A 20,696-nucleotide genomic window follows, 5' to 3' on the forward strand; every position below is an offset into this window, starting at 1 on the left:
ACGAGGCGGTAGCGGGGGGTTGAACAACGGGTGGTGCGGGGACTGGCGTCAAAGTCTAGTGAGGGTTGCGCAAAGTCGTGTCAACAGTGCTCGTCTGTGACCAAAGCCGTGCAGCCATAGGATGTGGTGGTGAGTCTCTACCGTGACGAGGGCGTGGTCCTGCGCACGCAGAAGCTCGGCGAGGCCGACCGCATCGTCACCGTCCTGGCCAAGCGCACCGGCAAGGTGCGCGCCGTCGCGAAGGGCGTGCGCCGCACCACCTCGCGCTTCGGAGCCAGGCTGGAGCCGTTCACGCACGTCGACCTGCAGCTCCACACCGGCCGCTCGCTCGACGTCGTCACGCAGGCCGAGACCATCAGGCCGTACGGCGAGGCGCTGGCGATCGACTATCCCCGCTACACCGCCGGAACCGCGATGCTGGAGACCGCCGACCGGCTGACGCACGGCGAGAAGGAGCCGGCGCTGCGGCAGTTCCTGCTGCTGGTGGGCGGGCTGCGCACGCTGGCCGACGGCACGCACGAGGCCAGGCTGGTGCTCGACGCCTACTTCCTGCGCTCGCTGGCGGTCGCCGGTTACGCTCCCGCGCTCGAGGCGTGCGCCAAGTGCCAGGCGCCCGCCGTCAGGGCCTTCGCCATCGTCGCGGGCGGCGTGGTGTGCGGGGCGTGCAGGCCGGCCGGCTCGGCCGTCCCGGCCGGAGAGACGATCGGGCTCATGACTGCGCTGCTGCGCGGCGACTGGGCCACCGCCGACTCCTCCGAGCCGCGCCACCGCACCGAGTGCAGCGGGCTGGTCGCCGCGTATCTGCAGTGGCACCTGGAACACGGAATACGCTCTCTCCGACACGTCGAAAGGGAGCCAGTGTGAGCGTTCGTCCTCCGTCCCCGCATCCGTCCGGCGCGACCCCGCCGCCGATCCCGCGCGAGCTGGTGCCCCGGCACGTGGCCGTCATCATGGACGGCAACGGCCGCTGGGCCAAGCAGCGGAACCTGCCCCGCACCGAAGGGCACAAGGCGGGCGAGGCGTCGCTGTTCGACGTCATCGAGGGAGCGCTGGAGATCGGGGTTCAGTATCTCAGCGCGTTCGCGTTCTCGACCGAGAACTGGCGGCGCTCGCCCGACGAGGTGCGGTTCCTGATGGGGTTCAACCGCGACGTGATCAGGCGCCGCCGCGACGAGCTGAACGCCATGGGCGTGCGGGTCCGGTGGGCGGGCAGGCCGGGGCGGCTGTGGAAGAGCGTGATCTCCGAGCTGCAGACCGCCGAGGCGATGACCGAGCGCAACAGCAAGCTGACCCTGCAGTTCTGCGTGAACTACGGGGGCCAGGCCGAGATCGTCGACGCGGCCGTGAAGCTGGCCGAGGACATCGCGGCGGGCCGGGTCAAACCGTCGAAGGTGAACGAGAAGGTGTTCGCGCGCTACCTCGACGAGCCGGAGATCCCGCCGGTCGACCTGTTCGTGCGCTCGTCGGGGGAGCAGCGCTTCTCGAACTTCCTGCTGTGGCAGTCGGCCTACGCGGAGATGGTGTTCCTGAACCGGCTCTGGCCCGACTTCGACCGCCGCGACCTGTGGGAGGCGTGCGAGATCTTCGCCAAGCGCGACAGGCGGTACGGCGGGGCGATCCCGAACCCGGTCTAGAGTCCCGGGCCATGGACTGGACACCGCAGATCACCACGCTCCCCGAGACCGGACTCTGAGCGCCGATGGAGCGCGTCCTCGTCGCCGGCATCTCCGCAGCCGGCAAGACCACCCTCGCCGACGGCCGCCGCAGCCGGGAGACCGTGGCCCGCGCCGCCCACCACCCGGAGGTGACGGTGATCCGCCTGCGGACGGCCCGCGACGCCAGGCGCTGGCTCGCGCGCCTCTGAGCCCCGCGCGCGGGCCCGCCCTGCGGGTCAGGCGCGGCGGCGGGCTCGGTAGGCGGCCACGTGCATGCGGTTGCCGCAGGTGCGGCTGTCGCAGTAGACGCGGGACCTGTTGCGCGACTCGTCGACGAAGACCTTGTCGCAGTCGGGGGCCGAGCAGGTGCGCAGGCGTTCCCACTCGCCGTCGACCAGCAGGTGCGACAGGGCCACCCCGCAGTCGGCCGCCAGGTGCTCCGCGAGGGTGGCGTCGGGAGCGAAGTAGTGCACGTGCAGAGGGTGCCCGTCGTGCTCGGTCAGCCTGGGCGTGATGCGCGTCTCCGACAGCAGCGCGTTGAGCAGGCGCACGGCCGTGGGCAGGTCGGAGGCGGTGAACACGCGGTGGAACGCCTCCCGCACCATGCGGACCTGGCCCAGGTCACGGGGGGTGAGTGTGCCTATCCCACTGACCTGGCGCGACTCGACGAAGGATTGCAACTCGGCGAGGTCCGCCAGGCCGTCGTCGCCACCCGTCGAGGGCGAGGTGTTCACCAGCTCAACAACAGTGGCCAGTGAATACACCATGTCATGGCCAAACGGCATGTTGACTCCTGTACGGGACCGGTTCTAGCGTGGTCGCAGCGTATCTCTCCATTCCAGTGTCAGGGGTCTCTGTGAGTGCACATCGCCGTATCGTGCTGATCGCGGTGGCCGGAGCCCTCATCATCTCCACATCCGCGCCCCTGGTGCGGCTGTCGGGCGTCTCACCGGCGACCTCCGCCCTGTTCCGGTGCGCGTACGCGGTGCCGCCGCTGCTGGTGATGGCCTGGCTGGAGCGGCGCCGGTTCGGGCCGCTGCCCGCCAGGAGCCGCTACCTGGCCTGGGCCGCGGGTCTGCTGTTCGCGTTCGACCTGCTGTTCTGGCACCACGCGATCGACTACGTGGGCGCGGGTCTCGCCACCGTCCTGGGCAATCTCCAGGTGTTCATCGTGGCGTTCGCCGCCTGGGCGGTGTTCCGCGAGCGGCCGTCCAACCGGCTCATGGTCGCCACGCCCGTGGTGTTCGCCGGGGTCGTGCTGATCTCCGGGCTCTTCGACAGCGCGGCCTACGGTGCGAACCCGCTGCTCGGAGTGGTGTTCGGCGTGGCGACCTCGCTCGCGTACGCCGGGTTCCTGCTGCTGATGAAGGCCGGTTCCGACCGCACGGTCGGGCCGCTCGCGCACGCCACCACGGTGGCGACCCTCGCCATCGCGGCGCTCAGCCCGGTGTTCGGCGGCGCCGACTTCACGCCGAGCTGGCCGGCGCACGGCTGGCTGCTGCTGCTCGCGCTCGGGCCGCAGCTGCTCGGCTGGTCGCTCATCACGTACTCGCTGCCCAAGCAGCCGACAGCGCTCACCGCGCTGCTCCTGCTGGTGCAGCCGATGACGACGGTCGCGCTGTCGGCGGTCGCGCTCGGTGAGCACCCGTCGCCGCTCCAGCTCGCCGGGTGCGTGGTGATCGTGCTGGGAGTGCTGTACGGCTCGCGCCGGGCTCAGCCCGCCCGCACCGTCGCCGAGCAGGACGCGCAGGTGCCGAAGACCTCGATCGTGTGAGTGATCTCGGTGAACCCGTGCTCGGTGCCGACCGCCTCGGCCCACCGCTCGACCGCGGGACCCGCCACCTCGACGGTGCGCCCGCAGCGCCGGCAGACCAGGTGGTGATGATGGTCGTCGCTGGTGCACGCCCGGTAGACGGACTCGCCGTCGTCGGTGCGCAGCACGTCGACGTGGCCGCCGTCGGCCAGCGCCTGGAGCGCCCGGTAGACCGTGGTCAGGCCGATCTTCGCGCCGTGCTGGCGCATCTCCGCGTAGACGTCCTGCGCGCTGCGGAAGCCCTCGCTCTGGCGGAGGGTGTCGTGGACGGCATCGCGCCTCGTGGTCATGCGACCTCCTTGACACGCATGCTGGGACGCTCGCTCACTGTCGACTCCTGGGATCTGCCTCGCCGTACGAATCTACCCACAACGAGCGCCAGGACGAAGCCGGCGAGGGCGAGAAGAACGATCGCGGCGCCGGGCGGCACCCGAGGCGACAGCGACGAGCCGAGCAGCCCGCCCACGGCGGCGAGCACGCCGAACAGCATGGCCAGCGCCATGGTCGAGCGGAAGCCCCTGGTGAGCTGCTGACTGGTGGCCACCGGGATCACCATCAGCGCGCTGACCAGCAGCAGGCCGACCACCCGCATGGCGATGACCACGGTGAGCGCGGCGGTGATCGCGATGAGCAGGCTGAGGAAGCGCACTGGCAGGCCGCTCGCCCTGGCCATCTCCTCGTCCTGGCAGAGCACGAACAGCTCCCTGCCGAAGACCGCCACCACGGTGATCACCGCGACGGCCAGCGCGCCGATGACCCAGATGTCCTGGGAGGAGACGCTCGCGATGGCGCCGAACAGGTAGGAGTTGAGCTTGGCGTTGCTGCCTCCGGGCGCGATGCCCATCAGCATGACGCCGCCCGCGATGCCGCCGTAGAACAGCAGCGCCAGGGCCACGTCGCCGCTGGTGCGCCCGCGCGCCCTGACCAGCTCGATGGCCACGGCGCCCGCCACCGACACCAGCACGGCGGTCAGGACGGGAGCGGTGCCGGTCAGGAACCCCAGCGCGACCCCGGTCAGCGCGACGTGCCCGATGCCGTCGCCGAGCAGGGCGAGCCTGCGCTGCACGATGAACGTGCCGACGGCGGGCGCGCAGAGGCCCACCAGCAGCGCCGCGACCAGCGCCAGCTGGAAGAACTCGGTCTGCAACAGCTCGATCATCATTCTCCCTGCCAACCGGTCAGCGGGCCCGCGGCGGCCTCGGCGGCGTGCGGGTGCACGTGCTGGTGCCCGGGCCTGGCGCAGTCGCCCTCGGGACGCGGCGGCCTGCCGTCGTGTTCCACCCGCCCGGCGCGTACCAGGACGCCCCGGGTGATGAGCGGTTCGAGCGGGCCGAGCTCGTGTGCGACCAGCACGATGGTCTTGCCGTCGAGCACCAGCGTGGCCAGCGTGTCGGCGAGCAGCTGCTGGGTGTCGGCGTCGACGCCGGCGGTGGGCTCGTCCATCACGTACGTGTCGGGCTCGCCCGCCAGCGCGCGGGCGATCAGCACCCGCTGCTGCTGCCCCCCGGACAGCGCCTGCACCGGGTCGCCCGCCCGGTCCGCCAGGCCGACGGACTCCAGCGCGCTCGCCACCGCCGCCCTGTCGGCCGGGCTGGTACGGCGCAGCCTGCTCTGCCGGGCGATCCGGCCGGACGCGACGACCTCGCGGACCGTGGCGGGCACGCCGCCGCCGACCTGGAGCCGCTGCGGGACGTAGCCGATGCGCCACCAGTCGCGGAACCTGGCCGGCTGGCTGCCGTACACGAGGGTCTGCCCGCCGGACAGCGGCGTGAGGCCGAGCAGGGCGCGCACCAGCGTGGACTTGCCCGAGCCGTTCGCGCCCATGACGGCGACGACCTCGCCGGGGCAGACCGTCAGGTCGATGCCGCGCAGGATCTCGCGCCCGTCGAGCGTCACCCGCCCGTCGGTCATCGCGAAGGCCGTCTCGCTCATGCAGTACACCTCAGTGCGGTTTGAAGGGTTCTGAGATTCTGCCGCATGGCCGACAGGTAGTCGCCGGAGGGCTTGCTCTCCAGCGGGTCGAGCGTCTGGGTCTGCGCGCCGACCTCCTTGGCGAGCACCTCGGCGACCTTGGGGCTGACCAGGGACTCGGTGAAGATCGTGGTCACCTTCTCGGCCTTGGCGAGCTGGGCGACCTCGGCGATGCGGGCGGGGGAGGGCTCGGCCTCGGGGTCGAGCGTGATGCCGATCTGCTTGAGGTGGTAGCGGTCGGCGAGGTAGCCGAACGCCTCGTGGCCGGTGACCAGGGTCTTGCTCTCGCAGGTGGTCAGGCCCTTGGTGAACTCCTGGTCGAGCGCGCCCAGGGCGGCCGCGGTCTTGGCGGCGCGGTCGCGGTAGCCCTTGGCGTGCTCCGGGTCGGTCTGCGCCAGCCGCTCGCCGAGCTTGGTGGCGACGGTGGCCAGCCGCGACGGGTCGAGCCACAGGTGCGGGTCGTAGGAGACGGTGTGCTCCTCGCCGCCCTCCTCGTGCTCGCCCGCGGGGAGGGTCCGCACCGCGGTGGCGGCGTCGAAGGCCTTGTCGGCGGCGTGCTGCTCGACGGCGTCGTCCACGGCGGGCTGCACGCCCCTGATGTAGACGGTGAGTCCGGCGTCGCCCAACTGGGCCACCTGCTGCGGGCCCAGCTCCAGGTCGTGCGGCTCGACGCCGGGCGCCGTCAGGACCGTGACCCGCACGTCGGAGCCGCCCACCTGCTCGGAGAGCCACTGGAGGGGGTAGAAGGCGGCGACGACGTCGGGCTTGCCGCCCGTGGACTCCGCGGAGCCTGCTCCGCAGGCCGCGGTGGCGAGCAGGGCGGTTCCCGCCAATAGCAACGATGCGGTGCGCATTCGGGGCGTTCTGGACATCACGCCACCGATTATGGAGGAAAATGAAAATGATTGTCAAAGTCCAACGCGCCGCCTTCGGTCGGGCGGGCCGCGGGCGGCTGTAGGGGAGGGGCCGACTTGCCGGCCCTCAGGGGGCTGCCATGAGCGGGCGCCGACCTGCCACTTCCAGCGAGTGGGCCGCCGCGTCCAGTGGCGACACGGTCGGGTTGCCGGTGTGACGCCTGTGCGGGTGGCCTTGGTGGACGGGCTAGAAGGCTCCGAAGCGGTCGGCGGCCAGCACTGCGAGGAAGGCGAGCATGACGAGCCGCAGGAGCCGTCCGCCGAGCCCGAGCGACGGCCATGACAGGTACGCCAGCCAGCCCACGAACCCCAGCACCGGCAGCACCGCCACGCCGCCCGGCCAGTTCGGCACGGCGAAGCCGGTCAGCAACAGGATCACCAGCACGGCCGGCGCCGCCCACCGCGGAACCTGCGTGAACAGGAACGTCATCGGGGTCGCGCTGCGCGCCTCGACGGCCTTGCGCAGGCCGGTCGCGCCCGGCGTGAAGAACTGTTCGCCGGCCGGAAGCGGGCGCCGCTGCCTGGGGCGGTTGTCTCTGGAGGCCACGGCCCGAGCCTAGCGCCGCGGGAAACGCCCGCCGGTGTGAGATCGTCTGACATCCTGGTGTGCGTGCTCGCCGTCATCCGCTACACCGTCCCAGAGGCCCAGTCCCACGACTTCGTCAAGCAGAGCCATGCCGTCCTTGACCTGCTGGCCGAGCAGCCCGGCTACCTGCGCGGCAGGCTGGCCCGCTCGGTCGACGAGCCCAACCTGTGGGCGCTGGTCACCGAGTGGGAGGGCGCGGGCTTCTATCGGCGCGCGCTGTCGGCCGCCAGGATGGTGATGTACCCGCTGATGACTCTCATGGTCAACGAACCCAGCGCCTTCGAGGATGTGCACAGCCGAGACCGGGCATAGAGATAGTCGCGCGCGAGAGCGGCCCGACGTCCCCTAAGCTGGGATCTCATCAACCACCCCTCGCCGACCTCCAGCCGGAAAGAGACTCAAGCACATGGCACGCCGTACAGACGTCATGGACACCATCGTCAGCCTCGCCAAGCGCCGCGGGCTCGTATACCCGTCGAGCGAGATCTACGGCGGTCTGCGCGCGTCGTGGGACTATGGACCGCTGGGAGTAGAGCTCAAGAGCAACGTCAAGCGGCAGTGGTGGCAGTCGGTGGTCCAGGCCCGCGACGACGTGGTGGGCCTCGACTCGTCCGTGATCCTGGCCCGCGAGGTCTGGCAGGCCAGCGGCCACGTCGAGACCTTCACCGACCCGCTGACCGAGTGTCAGTCGTGTCACAAGCGCTTCCGCGCCGATCACCTGATCGAGGCGTTCGAGGAGAAGAACGGCCGGGCGCCCGAGCACGGCCTGGCCGACATCACCTGCCCCAACTGCGGCAACAAGGGCGCCTTCACCGACCCGCGGCAGTTCAGCGGCCTGCTGAAGACCTACCTCGGCCCGGTCGAGGACGAATCGGGCCTGGCCTACCTGCGTCCTGAGACCGCGCAGGGCATCTTCATCAACTACCTCAACGTGCAGCAGTCGGCGCGCAAGAAGATCCCGTTCGGCATCGGCCAGATCGGCAAGTCGTTCCGCAACGAGATCACGCCGGGCAACTTCATCTTCCGCACCCGCGAGTTCGAGCAGATGGAGATGGAGTTCTTCGTCAAGCCCGGCACCGACGAGGAGTGGCACCAGTACTGGATCGACGAGCGCTACCGCTGGTACTCCGACCTGGGCATCGACAAGGACAACCTGCGCCTGTTCGAGCACCCCAAGGACAAGCTGTCGCACTACGCCAAGCGCACCGTCGACATCGAGTACCGGTTCAACTTCGCCGGTTCGGAGTGGGGCGAGCTGGAGGGCATCGCCAACCGCACCGACTTCGACCTGAGCGCCCACTCCAAGGCGTCCGGCGTCGACCTGAGCTTCTTCGAGCAGGACACCGGTGAGCGTTACGTCCCGTACGTCATCGAGCCCGCCGCCGGTGTCGACCGGGCCACGCTGACGTTCCTCCTCGACGCCTACACCGAGGACGAAGCGCCGAACGCCAAGGGCGTCATGGAGAAGCGCACGGTCATGCGGCTCGACCACCGGCTCGCGCCGGTCAAGGCCGCGGTGCTACCACTGTCGCGCAACGCCGACCTGTCGCCGAAGGCCCGCGACCTGGCCGCCCAGCTCCGCAGGCGGTGGAACGTCGAGTTCGACGACGCCGGGGCGATCGGCCGCCGCTACCGCCGCCAGGATGAGATCGGTACGCCGTTCTGCATCACTGTCGACTTCGACACGCTCGAAGACCAGGCGGTGACCATCCGCGAGCGCGACTCGATGGCCCAGGAGCGCATCTCCCTCGACCAGGTCGACGGCTACCTGCGCCAGCACCTGAACGACTGACCCGCGTTCGCCTGAGTACGCCCTGCTCAGGCCGTGCCGATCGACCGCGCCCGCCGGCGCGCCGCACAGATCGGAAGCACACGGCCGGAGCAGGGCGTTCCGCTTTTTACTTGATCACCCGTCCGGCCAGTTTCCCGCCGTCGTAGGGGGCGGCGAAGCAGTACACGGTCCTGCTCCGCGGCCAGGCGGCCTCGTCCGGCCCCAGCCACGTCACGCCGATCCTGTCGCGTTCCGACTCCTTGATCCGCATCCTGGGCCAGCAGCCGTTCTCCGCGAGCCGCCGCATCTCGTTGATCACCGGATAGTCCCCCTCGGGAAGGACGTAGACGGTGGCGAACTCCGCGCTGTGCGGCGTGCCGCAGGGGACGACGGTCACGATCGCGTCCTGCGGCATGGGCTCGATGCAGTCGCCGGGCCGCAGCTCGCTGACGTCGTAACGCTCCACACCGGGGCTCGCCGCCGGGTCGGTAGAAGCGGCGCTCGCCGCCGGGGCGGGAGGGGCGGCGCTCGCCGTGGGGGCTGGAGGGGCGGACGTGCCGGCGCAGCCGGAGATCAGCAGGGCCAGGCAGGCCGTCGCTGCCCGCGATAAAGGGACCATGGGCCCGACGATCTCAGCCGAAGATCACTCCGAGATCGCGAAACGGCCCCTCGTGCGAGATCGGCCACGCCCGCGAATCAGGCCGTTCACGCGGCCGTGACGCGCTGGCGTGGCGGGAGTGGCCAGAGGTGCATTTCTCCTGGATACCTCCGATTCCGTGCGATCCCTGCCTTTCTCAAAAATTGGTGTAAACCACTGGTATAAACCAATTTCCGATCAACAGAATATTAATTGGATTAGACCGGTGGTAGGCCATCTACCAGGGGAAACAACGACTTAACCGATGAGTGCAGTTTCATCATCATTGTCGCCGGTAGAGTCCGGGGCAGAGGCGTTGATTGGAGCTGTGGTGGCCAAGTACGTTTACGACTTCACCGAGGGCAACAAGGATCTCAAGGACCTGCTCGGCGGCAAGGGAGCAAACCTTGCCGAAATGACCAACCTCGGGCTGCCCGTCCCTCCCGGATTCACGATCACGACCGAGGCGTGCCGCCACTACCTGGCGGAGGGCGCGGTCCCCGACGGCCTGGAGGACGAGGTCGCCGAGCACCTGAGCGCGCTGGAACGGCAGATGGGCAGGAAGCTCGGTCAGGCCGACGACCCGCTGCTGGTCAGCGTCCGCTCAGGGGCGAAGTTCTCCATGCCCGGCATGATGGAGACCGTCCTGAACATCGGGCTCAACGACGAGTCCGTGCACGGCCTGGCCAAGCAGTCGGGTGGCAACGAGCGCTTCGCCTGGGACTCCTACCGCAGGCTCATCCAGATGTTCGGCAAGACCGTCCTCGGCATCGACGGCGAGCTGTTCGAGCACGCCCTCGACGGGCTCAAGGGCACCCGGCAGGACACCGACCTCGACGCCCAGGAGCTGCAGGGCCTGGTCAAGACGTTCAAGGGCCTCGTCCGCGAGCAGACAGGCAGGGACTTCCCCACCGACCCGCGCGAGCAGATGCGGCTGGCCGTGATGGCCGTCTTCGACTCGTGGAACGCCCCCCGAGCGATCCTGTACCGTCGCCAGGAGCGCATCCCGTCCGACCTCGGCACCGCGGTCAACATCGTCGCCATGGTCTTCGGCAACTGCGACGAGACCTCGGGCACGGGTGTCGCCTTCACCCGCGACCCCGGCTCCGGCCAGCAGGGCGTCTACGGTGACTACCTGCAGAACGCCCAGGGCGAGGACGTGGTCGCGGGCATCCGTAACACGATCCCCCTCCAGGAGCTCGAACGCATCGACAGGCGCTCGTACGACGAGCTGCTGCAGATCATGGAGAAGCTCGAGAACCACTACCGGGACCTGTGCGACATCGAGTTCACGATCGAGCGCGGCAAGCTCTGGATGCTGCAGACCCGGGTCGGCAAGCGCACCGCCGCAGCCGCGTTCCGCATCGCCACCCAGCTCGTCGACCAGGGCCTCATCACCATGGACGAGGCCGTCACGCGGGTCACGGGCGACCAGCTCGCCCAGCTGATGTTCCCCCGCTTCGACGCCGGAGCCGCCAGGAAGCGCATCGCCAGGGGCATGAACGCCTCGCCTGGCGCGGCCGTCGGCAAGGCCGTCTTCTCCTCGGAGCGCGCCGTCGAGCTCGCGGGCCGGGGCGAGGACGTCATCCTGGTGCGCCGCGAGACCAACCCCGACGACCTGTCAGGCATGATCGCCGCCCGCGGCATCCTCACCAGCCGCGGCGGCAAGACCTCGCACGCCGCCGTCGTCGCCCGCGGCATGGGCAAGACCTGCGTGTGCGGCGCCGAGGAGCTGGAGGTGTCCGTCCGCGAGCGCCGTTTCACCGCGCCGGGCGGTGTGGAGGTCACCGAGGGCGAGGTGATCTCCATCGACGGCAGCACCGGCGAGGTGTTCCTGGGCGAGGTCCCGGTCGTGGACTCCGCCGTGGTGGAGTACTTCGAGGGCGGGAGCGAGGAGCACGGCCGTCACGCGGTCGCGGACGGCGAGCTCGTCGCGGCCGTGGACCGGATCATGCGGCACGCCGACGAGGTACGCGCGCTCGGTGTCCGGGCCAACGCCGACACGCCGGAGGACGCGGCCAGGGCCCGCCGCTTCGGTGCCGAGGGGATCGGGCTCTGCCGGACCGAGCACATGTTCCTGGGCGAGCGCAGGCAGCTCGTCGAGGACCTGGTGCTGGCCTCCGGGGACGAGGAGCGCCAGGCGGCGCTGGACGCGCTGGAGCCCCTCCAGAAGTCCGACTTCATCGGGATATTTCGAGCGATGGGGGATAACCCGGTTACTATCCGCCTCCTCGACCCGCCCCTCCACGAGTTCCTGCCCGACATCGTGGACCTCTCGGTCAAGGCGGCCACCGGCAACGCCACCGACAAGGACCGCCGCCTGCTCGACGCCGTCAAGCGGCTGCACGAGCAGAACCCCATGCTGGGCCTGCGCGGGGTCCGGCTCGGCCTGGTCATCCCCGGCCTGTTCGCCATGCAGGTGCGGGCCATCGCCCAGGCGGCCAAGGAGGTTCCCGGTGCCAGGCCGGAGATCATGATCCCGCTCGTCGCGGCCGTCCAGGAGCTGGAGTCGGTACGCGAGGAGGCCGCCAAGATCCTCGCAGAGGCCGGCGTGGACGCCCTGATCGGCACCATGATCGAGACGCCCAGAGCCGCGCTCACCGCCGGTCAGGTCGCCGAGGCCGCCCAGTTCTTCTCCTTCGGCACCAACGACCTGACCCAGATGACCTGGGGCTTCTCCCGGGACGACGTGGAGGCGTCGTTCTTCTCCCGCTACCTGGAACTCGGCATCTTCGGCGTCTCACCTTTCGAGAGCCTGGACCGCGACGGCGTCGGCCGCCTGGTCAGGATCGCCGCCGAGGAGGGCAGGAACGCCCGTCCGCACCTCAAGCTGGGCATCTGCGGCGAGCACGGCGGAGACCCCGACTCGGTGCACTTCTGCCACGAGACCGGCCTCGACTACGTCTCCTGCTCGCCGTTCCGCATCCCGGTCGCCCGGCTGGAGGCGGCACGCGCCGCCCTCACGCAGAACGACTCAGACACCCGCTGAGGCCTCCTCCGGCACGTAGTCGTGCCGGACGCCCAGGTCGCCCAGCCACTCCCGCAGCCCCGCCACGGCTGACGGGTTGGCCGCGACCTGGGCCGCGTACTCCGACAGCGCGACCTCCTCGCCGTCGTCGAACAGCAGCCGGGCCGGGCCCGCCCAGGACAGGGTCCAGCGGGCCTGCCCGTGCCTGATCAGCACCGCCTCCAGCGCCTGCCCGAGGACGCCCGACAGCAGCGTCTCCGACGGGTTCCAGCCGCGCTCCCGCAGCCGGTCCTCCAGCGCGGCCTGCTGGCCGCGGGCGATCGCCTCGAACGCCGCGTCCAGGTACGGCCTGGTCGCGCCCATCACCTGCTGGCCCGCCACCGCCAGGTCATGCAGCGCCTCGGCGTTGCGCGCCGCGTACATGCCGTGGGCCACCAGCTCCTCCCACGACACCGCACGCAGCCCCGTCAGCGCCTCGGGAGTCCACATCGACTGCTCGACCGCCTGCACGGCCACGTTCGGGTCACGCAGCAGCATCAGCGCGGAGCGCGGGTCCGGGACGTGCTGCGGCTCGGGCAGCAGCTCGATCGCCGCCAGCCGCTCGGCCAGGCTCGGGTGCGAGTCGTACGGGGAGGTCTCCTCCGGCTGCTCGCTCAGCCTGGCCAGCTCCGCCTGCCTGGCGTCGTCGCTCATCAGCGCGTGGAAACCGCCGAACACCGACGCCGGACGGTAGCCGCCCGCCCCGGTCATCGACAGGTAGCCGGAGGCGTACAGGTTCCAGGCGAGCGCGGCGTTGTGGATCTTGCGGAGCGCCTCGGCCATCGCCTTGCGCCCGCCGATGGTCACCGCGAACTGGTCGGCCTCCAGCTCCTGCCTGCGCGAGACGGCCTGCGAGACCCGCATGTACAGCTTGGCGTACAGGGTGAACAGGCGCTGGAAGAACGGATGGTCGCCGAGGCCCTGCACGGTCGCGATCAGCGACACCCTGCCCCGGTAGACCGGCGCGCCCAGGCGGGTGTGCGCGCCGCTGTAATGGCCGAGCTCGTGGCCGAGCACCGCGCGCATCTCGTCCACCGTCAGCGTCTGCAGCAGCGGCAGGCCGATGTACATGCGCCGCCTGGTGGCCTTCAGGCCGAGGAACCGGGTGTCCTCCGAGACGGCCGCGTTGACCTCGGGGACGAGCCGGATCTCGTCCGGCGGCGCCGTGCGCACGCGCTGGGCCAGGTCCTCGACGGTCTGCCAGAGCGCGGGCTCGTGCTCCCGGGTTACCGGCACGCCCGGGAGCTCGCCGCCGCCACGGCGGCTGACCATGATCAGAGCGCGCACCAGCGCGCCCGCCGCCACGGTGAGCACGATCGCGGCTTTCAGCGCGTTGGCGTGGAAGTCCACGATCAGTAACACGTCGAAGAAGACGGCCGCGGCCACGATCAGGCCGACCAGGACGTAGAAGCCGGCGAGCAGCACGAAGGCCAGCGCGGCGCGGAACGCTGTGGTCATGGAGGAGGGCTCCCGGGGCAGGGGGTTCTCGCGAGGCTTGACCCTACCGAAGACCGAATAGCGGATAAAATCGCAGCACTTATGGCCCGATATGACGAGCACGACCAGGCGCGCTGGGTGCCGGAACCTCCCGGCAACCCGGAGCGCGGCGCGTTCGAACGCGACCGCGCCCGTGTCCTGCACAGCGCCGCGCTGCGCCGGCTGGCCGCCAAGACGCAGGTGGTCGGGCCGGGAGAGACCCTCGGCGGCGGCGCGCACATCCCGCGCACCCGGCTCACCCACTCGCTGGAGTGCGCCCAGGTCGGCCGGGAGATGGGCGCCACGCTCGGCGTCGACCCCGACCTGGTGGAGACCGCGTGCCTGGCGCACGACCTGGGCCACCCGCCGTTCGGGCACAACGGTGAGGTCGCGCTCAACGAGCTGGCGGGCTCGTGCGGCGGCTTCGAGGGCAACGCGCAGAGCCTGCGGCTGCTGACCAGGCTGGAGGCCAAGGTCCTCACCGAGGACGGCCGCAGCGCCGGGCTGAACCTGACCAGGGCCGCCCTCGACGCGTCCACCAAGTACCCGTGGGCGCGCGGCAAGTCGCCGAAGTTCGGCGTCTACGACGACGACCTGCCCGTCTTCGAGTGGATCAGGGACGGCGCGCCCGAGGGGCGGGTCAGCTTCGAGGCGCAGATCATGGACTGGGCCGACGACGTCGCCTACTCCGTGCACGACCTGGAGGACGCCCTGCACTCCGGCCACGTCACGCCCGAGGCGCTCCTGTCGCCCGCGGAGCGCAGGCAGGTCTGCGAGGTCACCCGCGTCTGGTACGCCCCCGACGCCGACCCCGCCGAGCTGGAGGAGGTCTTCTCGCGGCTGATCGCCGACCCGCTGTGGCCGCGCAGCTTCGCCGCCACGCTCGCCGACCTGGCCGGCCTCAAGGCGCTCACCAGCGGTCTCATCGGCCGGTTCTGCCGCTCCGCGCAGACCGCCACCAAGGACGTCTACGGCCCCCGGCACCGCGACCAGCTCGTCGTGCCGCACGCCACCAGGCTGGAGTGCGCGCTGCTCAAGGGGGTCACCGCGCACTACGTCATGACCACCGACGACCACCACGCCAACCAGGCCAGGCAGCGCGACCTCATCACCGAGCTGGCGTCGCTGATCACGCTCGGCGCGCCCGGCACGCTCGAACCCGCCTTCAGGCCCTCCTATCTGGCCGCCGCCTCCGACGCCGGGCGCGTCAGGGTCGTCATCGACCAGATCGCCTCCCTGACCGACACGTCCGCGGTCGCCTGGCACAAGCGCCTTTCCCGATGAACCCGTCGGGCGCATACTGCCCGCATGACCACACATGTGATCGTCGGCGCGGGCCTGGCGGGGGCCAAGGCCGCGCAGACGTTGCGCGAGGAAGGCTTCGACGGCGAGATCGTCCTCATAGGCGCGGAGAGCGAGCGGCCCTACGAGCGGCCGCCGCTGTCCAAGGAGTACCTGCAGGGCAGGAGCGAGCGCGAGAAGATCTTCGTGCATCCGTCCGGCTGGTACGCCGAGCACGGCGTGCGGCTCAGGCTCGGCCTGCGGGCCACCGGCGTCGACCTCGACCAGCACGTCGTCAGACTGGACGACGGCTCCAGCCAGCCGTACAACAAGCTGCTCATCGCGACAGGAGCGACGCCGCGCCGCCTGCCGGGGCCCGCGCACTACCTGCGTACCGTCGGTGACAGCGAGGCCATCAGGGAGCGCTTCGCGGCCGGCGGCAGGGTGATCGTCGTCGGCGCCGGCTGGATCGGCCTGGAGAGCGCCGCGGCGGCTCGCCAGGCGGGCTGCGAGGTCACGATCCTGGAGCCGGAGCCCACGCCGCTGCATCGGGCGCTCGGGCCCGAACTCGGCGACGTCTTCGCGGCGCTGCACCGCAGGCACGGCGTCGGGTTGCGGCTCGGCACCGGCGTCGCGGACATCACCGAGACCGGCGTGCGGCTCAGCACGGGCGAGCGCCTTGACGCCGACGTCGTCGTCGCCGGCGTCGGCGCGGTGCCCGAGACCGGCCTGGCCCGCGAGGCGGGCCTGGAGGTCGGCGAGGGCATCCTGACCGACGCCTCGCTGCGCACCTCGCACCCGGACGTGTTCGCCGCAGGCGACGTCGCCGAGGCGTTCCACCCCCTGTACGGCAGGCGGATCCGGGTCGAGCACTGGGCCAACGCGCTCAACGGCGGCCCCGTCGCTGCCAGGGCCATGCTCGGGCAGGACGCCGTCTACGACAAGATCCCGTACTTCTACACCGACCAGTACGAGCTGGGCATGGAGTTCTCCGGCGACATCACCGGCTACGACGAGGTGGTCTACCGCGGCTCGGTCGAGGATCTGGACTTCATCGCCTACTGGCTGCGCGACCGCAGGGTGATCGCCGGGATGAACGTGAACAGGTGGGACGTCGTCCGCGAGATCCAGGACCTGATCCGCTCGGGCGCCGCTATCGACCCCAAGGAGTTGTCGTCGGACTGATGACGTCCGGGTCGCTGGGCTGGTCTGTCGTCGTCTTCGTGGACTGCGGCACCTTCTTGGGCTTGCACTGGACGGCGCAGGCCGGCTCCTCACCCAGCTTTCGGCGCAGCGCCAGGGTCTCGTCCCTGGGGGAGAAGGTGCGGTTGCCCGTCAGCCAGGCGTCCAGGTAGTCCCACGGCTCGACCATGCCGCGGCGCACCCACCAGGCGCGGGGGGCGGCCTTCCACGAGATCGCGAAGTACAGGTTCGAGCCGGTGTCGCGGGCGTTGCCCGAGTTGCCGACCGAGCCGAGCAACTGGCCGGCGCTGACCCGCATGCCCGGCTTGATGGCGTCGGAGACGGCGTCGAGGTGCCCGCCCAGGTAGCGGACGCCGTCGTCGCCGATGATCGTGACGAACCTGCCCTCGCGGTCGGCGCCCACGTCCGTGGAGGGCCGCCACTTGTTCCTGGTGTTCACCTCGTCCACCACGCCCCCGACGGGGGCCACGAACGCGCACCCCTTGCCCGCCCAGATCGTCGTCTTGGGCAGCACCAGCAGCTTGCGCTGGTAGGTCGTCGTGCAGCCCTTGACGGGGAAGACGTAGGTGAACTTCGACAGCTTGGGGGGCGGCACCCTGACGGGCGCGTCGCCCTTCGGCGGCTTCAGGTCAGAGGGCGTCTGGTCAGAGGACGTCTGGTCGGACGGCTTCTCGTCGGACGGTGACGGCTGCGGGGTCGTCGCGGTGGCGGACCGGGCGGTGGTGGGCGGGGCGGTGGTGGGTGACTGGGCGCTGATGCCCGCCACGGCGTTCGCCTGCCCGCAGGCGCTGGTCAGCAGCACGGCGCCGGCGACGGCCGCCCAACGCGCAAGATTCCCCGATCGCATGATCTCCACCCGTGTCACCGTATCCAACGACAACCTTTACCTTTGTAGCCGAGAGCGGTCACAGCCATGACACGAATCCCGCTTCTGGCTCCCCGAGGTGACACCCGTCTTGCCGCGACGGGAAACGGTGACGAGGGTCGGTGTTGTCAGTGGGCGGGAATAGACTCACCGGCGTGGCTGGCCGGATCCGTGACGTCGACATCGCGCTCGTTCGCGAGCGATCTCCCATCGCCGAGGTGATCGGCGAGCACATCCAGTTGCGCAACGCCGGCGGGGGCAACCTCAAGGGGCTCTGCCCGTTCCACGACGAGAAGAGCCCCTCGTTCAACGTCACCCCCGAGCGGGGCATGTACTTCTGCTTCGGCTGCAGCGAGGGCGGCGACGTCATCACGTTCGTCGAGAAGATCGAGCACCTGTCGTTCGGCGAGGCCGTCGAACGGCTCGCGCAGCGGGCCGGCATCCAGCTCCAGTACGAGCAGGGCGGCTACGTGCCCAAACGCGACCAGGGCGAGCGCGCCCGGCTGGTCGAGGCGCACCGGGCGGCGGCCGAGTTCTACGCGGAGAAGCTGCTCAGCCCCGACGCCGCGCCCGGGCGCAGGTTCCTGTCGGAGCGCGGGTTCGAACGGGCCGACGCCGAGGCGTTCGGGGTCGGCTACGCCCCCGCCGAGTGGGAGGCGCTGGCCCGGCACCTCATGGGGCGCGGGTTCACCGCCGCGGAACTGGTCAAGGGCGGGCTGGCCAAGGAGGGGCGGCGCGGCCCCATCGACCGGTTCAGGGGGCGGCTCGTGTGGCCGATCCGCGACGCCACGGGCGACGTGATCGGGTTCGGGGCGCGCAAGCTGCTCGACTCCGACGACGGCCCCAAGTACCTCAACACGCCCGACTCGCCGCTGTACAAGAAGAGTCAGGTGCTCTACGGCATCGACCTCGCCAAGCGCGAGATCTCCAAGCGGTCGCAGGCGGTCATCGTCGAGGGCTACACCGACGTGATGGCCTGCCACCTGGCCGGAGTGCCCACCGCCGTGGCCACGTGCGGCACGTCCTTCGGCGAGGAGCACATCAAGATCCTGCGGCGGTTCCTGCTCGACCAGGCCGAGTTCCGCGGTGAGGTGATCTTCACCTTCGACGGCGACGCTGCGGGGCAGAAGGCCGCGCTGCGCGCCTTCGCCGACGAGCAGAAGTTCGTCACCCAGACCTACGTGGCCGTCCAGCCCGACGGGCTCGACCCCTGCGACCTGCGGGTCAAGCAGGGCGACGCGGCCGTGCGCGACCTCATCGCCAGCCGCGAGCCGCTCTTCCAGTTCGCCATCCGCAGCACGATCAGCCGCTACGACCTGCGCAGCAACGAAGGCAAGATCGCCGCCCTCGACGCGGCCGCGCCGATCGTGGCCGGCATCAAGGACGTCGGCCTGCGCAAGCGGTACGCGATCGACCTCGACCGCTGGCTGGGCTTCATGGACGAGCGGTTCGTCATGCAGCGCATCGCCGAGGTCGGTGGGGCCCAGCAGCAGCAGGGGCGTCCCCGACGGGCGCCTCAGGCCGCGCCCGTCGATCCGAACGTCCGGGTCGAGGCCGAGCTGCTCAAGCTGGCCGTGCAGCGCCCCGCCCTGCTCGGGCCGCGCTTCGACGCGCTCGACCCGCAGGCGTTCACCGCGCCTGACCACGTGGTCCTGCACAAGCTGATCGCCGCCGCGGGCGGGGCCGCGGCGGCGGGCCACGGCGGGCGCGAGTGGGTCGACCGGCTGCTGGAGCACGCCCTCGACGAGGCGGGCCGGGCGCTGGTCACCCGGTTCGCCGTGGAGGGGATCCAGGCCGATGCGCACGTCGAGGAGCGTTACGGCGTGGCGATGCTGGCGGCCATCGAGGCCATCGCGGTCGACCGGGCCATCGCGCAGGTCAAGTCCCGGATCCAGCGGCTGAACCCGGTGGAGGAGCAGCAGGAGTACAACAGGCTGTTCGGCGAGTTGGTGGCGCTGGAACAGCAGCGCCGAGTCCTCCGCGACCGAGCCGCAGGCAGCTGACGGCCCGGCGGCGAGCGCTGTTCGCTGCCGGGGCGGGGCAGCCGATCGTGTGGGCTGTTGGGCTTCTGTGGTTGGAGTGCCAGGTGTGATCTGTTCGTGATCCAACCTTCCGGTTGGGCGTGCTGTCTAACCCGAGTGTGAAAGCCAAGACCACGCCCGGCGTCCTCGTGCCGGCCGGGGCGGCGGGGGCAGCGCCCCACACGCCCCACACGGCCGTGGCCCGCGCCGCCGTGGCTCGCCGGGGCGGGGGGTTCACCGGGACGGGGCTCGTGCGGCTGGGGCTGTTGTCAGGGCCGTTCCTGGGGGCCGGGCGGGCGGCTGGAGCCGACCCAGCGGGAAGGGGACGCCGGGCAGGGGTTCTCCGACACCCGGGTCAACGCACGGGACGCCTCGACGGGCGTGCTCAGGAAGCTCGACAGATACCGGATCACCGACGATGGGCCCAGGCGATGAAACGATGGATCGTGGCGGCAGCGGCACTCGCGCTGCCGGTCGTGGCAGGCCCGGCAGGTTCGGCGGGCTCAGGCGGCCTGGCGGCCCCGGCCGGTTCGGGTGGCCCAGCGGCCTCGACCGGCTTGGCGGATTCGGCCGGTTCGGGTGGCCCAGCGGCCTCGGCGGGGCTGGCTGGTTCACCGGGTTCCGGTGAGGGTGGGGGGATTCGTTACGCCGTGCAGAAGGTCTGCAAGGGGCGGCCGTGCGGGACGCTGACAGTCGTCCTGCGCGACGGGCGCAAGCGCGCGCTGCCCGAGGTCGCGCGCGGCGTCGGGGCCGCTCCGGTCGCCGTCAGCGCGGACGGGACGCGGGTGGCGTATGTCAGGGCCGTCGACCGGGCGGTGGTGACCTACCGGCTGGGCGGCGGCGTCCGGGTGATGAAGGGAGTGAAGCAGCCGAAGGAGGCCGGGGCGGACGCGACGCGGCTCGTCCTGTCGCAGGACGGCCGGCTGCTCGCGTACGTGACCGAGAACCTCGACACGCGCGTGGACGTGTTCGACACGGGCACCGGCCGGAGGGTCGGCTCGTCCCGGTCCGGGAACGACCAGATGCACTTCGCCGGGTTTGGCGACGACGAGGCGCTGATGGTGCAGAGGGTCGGCGACACCTGCGACGTGCTCGTCACGGACCTGCGCGGCCAGGTGCTGCGGCGGGACGCTCCACCACAGGTGGTGGGCCGCAACCTGCCCGATACCGAACTGTCGGACAAGGCAGCCGCGCTGTCGCCGGACGGGCGGACTGTCGCGACGTACGTTCCGGGAGAAGAGCCAGGTCTCGCGATATATGACGTCATATCAAAGCAAATCGTGCAGCGGATCCCGTTGTATCGGGGATACCGCCCGGCGGCCATGGCATGGACGGGCCCCGGCGAGGTCATGCTGCGGATCGGCGGCGACCGGATGGCGGGGCGTGTCAGGGTCGATGTGGCCTCCGGATCCACCGAGATCGCCGACACGTACGCGATTCCGCGAGGAGTTCATCCCTACCACGCGGGAGGCTGACGTCCTGGGAAAACGCCACTG

The 20,696-nt window shown here is 70.7% G+C and carries 20 protein-coding genes; 11 read left to right on the forward strand and 9 right to left on the reverse strand.

Annotated elements, in window-relative coordinates; all coding sequences use genetic code 11:
• The first annotated feature begins 129 nt into the window (after positions 1–129).
• The 3 genes from recO (at position 130) to ABZ297_RS19720 (ending at position 1,864) form a co-directional block, all read left to right on the forward strand.
• Positions 130–864: a DNA repair protein RecO gene (recO, locus tag ABZ297_RS19710; RefSeq protein WP_350805646.1), complete on the forward strand. Its 735-nt coding sequence runs from the start codon at positions 130–132 to the stop codon at positions 862–864.
• The gene (locus tag ABZ297_RS19715; RefSeq protein WP_355347763.1) at positions 861–1,634 is read left to right on the forward strand and encodes an isoprenyl transferase; all 774 of its coding nucleotides are present in this window, start codon (positions 861–863) and stop codon (positions 1,632–1,634) included. The genes recO and ABZ297_RS19715 overlap by 4 nt, the downstream gene beginning before the upstream one ends.
• A 65-nt stretch (positions 1,635–1,699) precedes the next feature.
• Complete coding sequence (locus ABZ297_RS19720; protein ID WP_355347766.1) at positions 1,700–1,864, forward strand: hypothetical protein; 165 nt, start codon at positions 1,700–1,702, stop codon at positions 1,862–1,864.
• 27 nt (positions 1,865–1,891) lie between these two features.
• Here the strand turns inward: ABZ297_RS19720 and ABZ297_RS19725 are convergent, their stop codons facing one another.
• Positions 1,892–2,440, reverse strand: coding sequence for a CGNR zinc finger domain-containing protein (locus ABZ297_RS19725; RefSeq protein ID WP_355347769.1), 549 nt, complete (start codon positions 2,438–2,440; stop codon positions 1,892–1,894).
• A gap of 71 nt (positions 2,441–2,511) precedes the next feature.
• On the opposite strand from ABZ297_RS19725, the gene ABZ297_RS19730 reads away from it, so the two are divergent.
• On the forward strand, positions 2,512–3,429 hold the full coding sequence (locus ABZ297_RS19730; RefSeq protein WP_355347771.1) for a DMT family transporter: 918 nt from the start codon (positions 2,512–2,514) through the stop codon (positions 3,427–3,429).
• Here ABZ297_RS19730 and ABZ297_RS19735 read toward each other — a convergent pair.
• From ABZ297_RS19735 to ABZ297_RS19755, 5 genes are all read right to left on the reverse strand, one after another.
• Complete coding sequence (locus ABZ297_RS19735) at positions 3,369–3,758, reverse strand: transcriptional repressor (RefSeq protein ID WP_350805652.1); 390 nt, start codon at positions 3,756–3,758, stop codon at positions 3,369–3,371. The genes ABZ297_RS19730 and ABZ297_RS19735 overlap by 61 nt on opposite strands.
• Positions 3,755–4,627: a metal ABC transporter permease gene (locus ABZ297_RS19740; protein WP_355347774.1), complete on the reverse strand. Its 873-nt coding sequence runs from the start codon at positions 4,625–4,627 to the stop codon at positions 3,755–3,757. The genes ABZ297_RS19735 and ABZ297_RS19740 overlap by 4 nt, the downstream gene beginning before the upstream one ends.
• On the reverse strand, positions 4,627–5,400 hold the full coding sequence (locus ABZ297_RS19745) for a metal ABC transporter ATP-binding protein (protein ID WP_355347777.1): 774 nt from the start codon (positions 5,398–5,400) through the stop codon (positions 4,627–4,629). Before ABZ297_RS19745 ends, ABZ297_RS19740 begins: the two co-directional genes overlap by 1 nt.
• Positions 5,397–6,293 (reverse strand): metal ABC transporter substrate-binding protein, encoded by an 897-nt coding sequence (locus ABZ297_RS19750; protein WP_355347780.1) that lies wholly within the window; start codon positions 6,291–6,293, stop codon positions 5,397–5,399. The genes ABZ297_RS19745 and ABZ297_RS19750 overlap by 4 nt, the downstream gene beginning before the upstream one ends.
• Before the next feature lie 247 nt (positions 6,294–6,540).
• Entirely contained in the window at positions 6,541–6,900 is a 360-nt protein-coding gene (locus tag ABZ297_RS19755) for a DUF6703 family protein (RefSeq protein ID WP_355347783.1), read from the reverse strand.
• A gap of 36 nt (positions 6,901–6,936) precedes the next feature.
• Between ABZ297_RS19755 and ABZ297_RS19760 the strand changes: the two genes are divergently transcribed.
• Positions 6,937–7,251 carry an antibiotic biosynthesis monooxygenase family protein gene (locus ABZ297_RS19760; protein WP_355347786.1) on the forward strand — a complete coding sequence of 105 codons (315 nt, stop codon included), beginning with the start codon at positions 6,937–6,939 and terminating at the stop codon, positions 7,249–7,251.
• A 94-nt stretch (positions 7,252–7,345) separates the two neighbouring features.
• Complete coding sequence (locus ABZ297_RS19765) at positions 7,346–8,731, forward strand: glycine--tRNA ligase (RefSeq protein ID WP_355347789.1); 1,386 nt, start codon at positions 7,346–7,348, stop codon at positions 8,729–8,731.
• A gap of 106 nt (positions 8,732–8,837) precedes the next feature.
• On the opposite strand, the gene ABZ297_RS19770 is transcribed toward ABZ297_RS19765, so the two are convergent.
• Positions 8,838–9,329, reverse strand: coding sequence for a hypothetical protein (locus ABZ297_RS19770; protein ID WP_355347792.1), 492 nt, complete (start codon positions 9,327–9,329; stop codon positions 8,838–8,840).
• A 349-nt stretch (positions 9,330–9,678) separates the two neighbouring features.
• Between ABZ297_RS19770 and ppdK the strand changes: the two genes are divergently transcribed.
• Positions 9,679–12,336, forward strand: a complete 2,658-nt coding sequence (gene ppdK / locus ABZ297_RS19775; RefSeq protein ID WP_355347795.1) for a pyruvate, phosphate dikinase — start codon at positions 9,679–9,681, stop codon at positions 12,334–12,336.
• Here ppdK and ABZ297_RS19780 read toward each other — a convergent pair.
• On the reverse strand, positions 12,322–13,812 hold the full coding sequence (locus ABZ297_RS19780) for a M48 family metallopeptidase (RefSeq protein ID WP_355347798.1): 1,491 nt from the start codon (positions 13,810–13,812) through the stop codon (positions 12,322–12,324). The genes ppdK and ABZ297_RS19780 overlap by 15 nt on opposite strands.
• Before the next feature lie 81 nt (positions 13,813–13,893).
• Here ABZ297_RS19780 and ABZ297_RS19785 point away from each other — a divergent pair, with 81 nt between their 5' ends.
• Both ABZ297_RS19785 and ABZ297_RS19790 read left to right on the forward strand, forming a co-directional pair.
• Positions 13,894–15,114 (forward strand): deoxyguanosinetriphosphate triphosphohydrolase, encoded by a 1,221-nt coding sequence (locus ABZ297_RS19785; RefSeq protein ID WP_355347801.1) that lies wholly within the window; start codon positions 13,894–13,896, stop codon positions 15,112–15,114.
• 24 nt (positions 15,115–15,138) lie between these two features.
• The gene (locus tag ABZ297_RS19790; protein WP_355347804.1) at positions 15,139–16,296 is read left to right on the forward strand and encodes an FAD-dependent oxidoreductase; all 1,158 of its coding nucleotides are present in this window, start codon (positions 15,139–15,141) and stop codon (positions 16,294–16,296) included.
• Here ABZ297_RS19790 and ABZ297_RS19795 read toward each other — a convergent pair.
• On the reverse strand, positions 16,265–17,161 hold the full coding sequence (locus tag ABZ297_RS19795; RefSeq protein WP_355347832.1) for a M23 family metallopeptidase: 897 nt from the start codon (positions 17,159–17,161) through the stop codon (positions 16,265–16,267). The two genes, ABZ297_RS19790 and ABZ297_RS19795, sit on opposite strands and share 32 nt — an antisense overlap.
• 173 nt (positions 17,162–17,334) lie before the next feature.
• Between ABZ297_RS19795 and dnaG the strand changes: the two genes are divergently transcribed.
• The gene (gene dnaG / locus ABZ297_RS19800) at positions 17,335–19,182 is read left to right on the forward strand and encodes a DNA primase (protein WP_355347807.1); all 1,848 of its coding nucleotides are present in this window, start codon (positions 17,335–17,337) and stop codon (positions 19,180–19,182) included.
• Positions 19,183–19,850: 668 nt separating this feature from the next.
• A complete protein-coding gene (locus tag ABZ297_RS19805) occupies positions 19,851–20,675 on the forward strand; it encodes a hypothetical protein (RefSeq protein WP_355347810.1) in 825 nt (274 codons plus the stop codon).
• The last annotated feature ends 21 nt before the right edge of the window (positions 20,676–20,696 follow it).

This window comes from Nonomuraea sp. NPDC005983 (assembly GCF_040614375.1).
Lineage (GTDB): Bacteria > Actinomycetota > Actinomycetes > Streptosporangiales > Streptosporangiaceae > Nonomuraea.

Excerpts from the sequence above, each read along its gene's own strand:
- ABZ297_RS19720 (WP_355347766.1), top strand. The coding sequence starts at position 1,700 with ATGGAGCGCGTCCTCGTCGCCGGCATCTCCGCAGCCGGCAAGACCACC.
- ABZ297_RS19725 (WP_355347769.1), bottom strand. The coding sequence starts at position 2,440 with ATGCCGTTTGGCCATGACATGGTGTATTCACTGGCCACTGTTGTTGAG.
- ABZ297_RS19735 (WP_350805652.1), bottom strand. The coding sequence starts at position 3,758 with ATGACCACGAGGCGCGATGCCGTCCACGACACCCTCCGCCAGAGCGAG.
- ABZ297_RS19740 (WP_355347774.1), bottom strand. The coding sequence starts at position 4,627 with ATGATCGAGCTGTTGCAGACCGAGTTCTTCCAGCTGGCGCTGGTCGCG.
- ABZ297_RS19745 (WP_355347777.1), bottom strand. The coding sequence starts at position 5,400 with ATGAGCGAGACGGCCTTCGCGATGACCGACGGGCGGGTGACGCTCGAC.
- ABZ297_RS19750 (WP_355347780.1), bottom strand. The coding sequence starts at position 6,293 with ATGCGCACCGCATCGTTGCTATTGGCGGGAACCGCCCTGCTCGCCACC.
- ABZ297_RS19765 (WP_355347789.1), top strand. The coding sequence starts at position 7,346 with ATGGCACGCCGTACAGACGTCATGGACACCATCGTCAGCCTCGCCAAG.
- ABZ297_RS19770 (WP_355347792.1), bottom strand. The coding sequence starts at position 9,329 with ATGGTCCCTTTATCGCGGGCAGCGACGGCCTGCCTGGCCCTGCTGATC.
- ABZ297_RS19780 (WP_355347798.1), bottom strand. The coding sequence starts at position 13,812 with ATGACCACAGCGTTCCGCGCCGCGCTGGCCTTCGTGCTGCTCGCCGGC.
- ABZ297_RS19785 (WP_355347801.1), top strand. The coding sequence starts at position 13,894 with ATGGCCCGATATGACGAGCACGACCAGGCGCGCTGGGTGCCGGAACCT.
- ABZ297_RS19790 (WP_355347804.1), top strand. The coding sequence starts at position 15,139 with ATGACCACACATGTGATCGTCGGCGCGGGCCTGGCGGGGGCCAAGGCC.
- ABZ297_RS19795 (WP_355347832.1), bottom strand. The coding sequence starts at position 17,161 with ATGCGATCGGGGAATCTTGCGCGTTGGGCGGCCGTCGCCGGCGCCGTG.